Origin of the sequence: Streptomyces sp. NPDC007162 (assembly GCF_040634175.1) — a bacterium.
Taxonomy (GTDB): Bacteria; Actinomycetota; Actinomycetes; order Streptomycetales; family Streptomycetaceae; genus Streptomyces.
In genome coordinates, this window is sequence record NZ_JBEYFC010000837.1 from 1 (window position 1) to 2,569 (window position 2,569).

The window sequence follows — 2,569 nt, forward strand, 5'->3', positions numbered from 1 at the left end:
GCACCCGAAAGGGGACGATAATTCGTGCCGCAATACAGTGAGGGGCAGTTATTCTCAGCCACCCAGGACGTGCGTGTCCTGCGCTGGCCGGTCGAGGTGCAGGAACTGGAGCAGTTGCGGCGCCGGGGAATCCCGCGGCTCCTCGTGGTCGAGAACGGCGCGACCCCGCCGGTGCTGAGCGACTCACGGGAGGACTGGATCCGGGCGCCGGTCAGCAGGGCCGACTTCGCCGCCCGGGTCGCGGCGCTCCGGGCCAGGGCCGGCACGCACCGCGTGCCCGTACTGGATCAGGACAGACTGCTCAGGTACGGCAGCCGGATGGTGCCGGTGTCACCGACCCAGATGAACCTGCTGGAGCCGCTGGTCGAGAGGTACGGCACCCTCGTGGCCCGGCATGAGCTGATCGCGCTGCTCCGCGCCCGCCGCGGAACGGCGAGCCAGAACGCCCTGGACCTGAACATGTACGTCGAAGTTCAGCGCCGCCTCGGACACGGATTCGGACAGAGCGGTGTTCACGGGGATGTCACTCCTTGCACGATGGTTCCGTGGTCGGGACGGATGCGCTGCGGCCGGTCACCCGCCGATGCCGGAGGCCGCGGCGATGTCCGGGTAGCGGTCGAAGGCGGGACGCAGCATCGGCACCAGTTCCAGCACCTTGGCGACCTTGCCGCGGATGCGGAGCCGGCCCGTGGCGATGGCCACGGGCACCAGCAGCCGTCCCATCCACAGCGCGTGGGCCGTGTCGCAGGACATCTTGAGGGTGATCGCCGCCGGTCCCTGCGGTTGCCCGCCGACGAGGACTCCCTGGGGTGCCACGAAGATCTCGCAGTCGGGCCTGGTGTGGACGAGCCGGACGGACAGGTCCTCCTGCCGGGCCCTCGCCACGAATTCCTCGTCCTCAGGCAATACCCCGAACAAACTGCTGAAGACCTTCACGGCCATTTCAAGCGAGGTCGCGGAAAAGCGCCTGCGAATGAACGGTAGGGGTCCGGGCATCCGGCTTCCACCGCGTCAACACAAGCCCGAAGGGAAGCGAACAGGACGCGGAAAGAAGGAACAGCTGTCGACGGACGGGAAACAGATGACGGAAAGGAAATTCGCCCGCCCCGCTAGGGCTGCGGTCGTCTGATCCAGCCTAGCGACCGCTCGACGGCGCGCTGCCAGTTGTCGTACTCCGTCTCCCGGTGGCCGGGGTCCATCGCGGGCAGCCAGCGGGCGGCCGGGTGCCAGTTGCGGCGCAGTACCTCGAGGTCCGGCCAGTAGCCGGCGGCGAGCCCGGCGGCGTAGGCGGCTCCCAGGGAGACCGTCTCGGAGACCATGGGCCGTACCACGGGCACGTCGAGCACGTCGGCGACGAACTGCATGAGGAGGTTGTCCGCCGTCATGCCCCCGTCCACCTTCAGCTCCTTCAGCCGCACCGAGGAGTCGGCGTTCATGGCGTCGACGACCTCCCGCGTCTGCCAGCCGGTGGCCTCCAGGACCGCCCGGGCCAGGTGCCCGCTGGTGATGTACGAGGTGAGTCCGACGATCACTCCGCGCGCGTCGCTGCGCCAGCGCGGTGCGAACAGGCCCGAGAAGGCGGGCACGATGTAGCAGCCGCCGTTGTCCTCGACGGTCCGGGCGAGCGTTTCGATCTCCGGGGCGCTGTTGATGAGTCCCAGCCGGTCACGGAACCACTGGACCAGGGAACCGGTGACGGCGATCGACCCTTCCAGCGCGTAGACGGGCGGCCGGTCACCGATCCGGTAGGCCACCGTGGTGAGCAGCCCGTGCCGGGACCGCACGACGTCGGTACCGGTGTTGAGCAGCAGGAAGCTGCCCGTTCCGTACGTGCACTTGGCTTCGCCCGGGGAGAAGCAGGTCTGGCCGAACAGGGCCGCCTGCTGGTCGCCGAGCGCGGCCGCGATGGGCACACCGGCGAGCGGCGGGCCGGCCTCGCCGTAGATCTCCGCGGAGGGCCTGATCTCGGGGAGCATCGCGCGGGGGACGCCGAAGAACGCCAGGAGTTCCTCGTCCCAGGTCAGCGTGTGGATGTTCATCAGCATGGTGCGGCTGGCGTTGGTGGCGTCGGTGATGTGCAGACCGCCGCCGGCGCCACCGGTCATGTTCCAGATCAGCCAGCTCTCCATCGTGCCGAACAGCACCTCGCCGTCCCTGGCACGCTGTTCCAGGCCCTTGACGTTGTCGAACATCCAGCGCAGCCGCAGCGCCGAGAAGTAGGTGGAGGGCGGCAGACCGCACCGGTCGAGGAAGAACTCCTCTCCGGGGTGCTGTCCCAGGTCCTCGACCAGGGGCGCGGTGCGGGTGTCCTGCCAGACGATCGCCCGGCCCACCGGGGTGCCCGTGCGCCGGTCCCAGAGCACCGTCGTCTCCCGCTGGTTGGCCAGGCCGACGGCGGCACGTGATCGACCAGGGTCCCGGCATGACCGAGGCCGAACGGCACCGGGCCTTCCGAAACACCCACCGCGCCCACGCGGCCCGGGCAACGCAAAAACCCCGACCGCTACGGCGGCTGGGGTCTCAGTGTCGTCTGCTGTCGGTAGTACTCACGAACCCGTGGGCACGGAGT

At 69.2% G+C, this 2,569-nt stretch carries 2 protein-coding genes and 1 pseudogene; all 3 read right to left on the bottom strand.

The features are described from left to right. Positions 1–330: 330 nt before the first annotated feature. Complete coding sequence (locus ABZ646_RS44695; RefSeq protein ID WP_360532985.1) at positions 331–516, bottom strand: hypothetical protein; 186 nt, start codon at positions 514–516, stop codon at positions 331–333. Positions 517–573: 57 nt separating this feature from the next. Continuing rightward, positions 574–942: a hypothetical protein gene (locus ABZ646_RS44700; protein WP_360532988.1), complete on the bottom strand. Its 369-nt coding sequence runs from the start codon at positions 940–942 to the stop codon at positions 574–576. A 167-nt stretch (positions 943–1,109) separates the two neighbouring features. Next, a pseudogene (gene glpK / locus ABZ646_RS44705) lies at positions 1,110–2,399 on the bottom strand (glycerol kinase GlpK); the annotation flags it as partial. Positions 2,400–2,569 lie beyond the last annotated feature (170 nt).

Coding starts and splice junctions, on each gene's coding strand:
- ABZ646_RS44700 (WP_360532988.1), bottom strand. CDS start 942: ATGGCCGTGAAGGTCTTCAGCAGTTTGTTCGGGGTATTGCCTGAGGAC.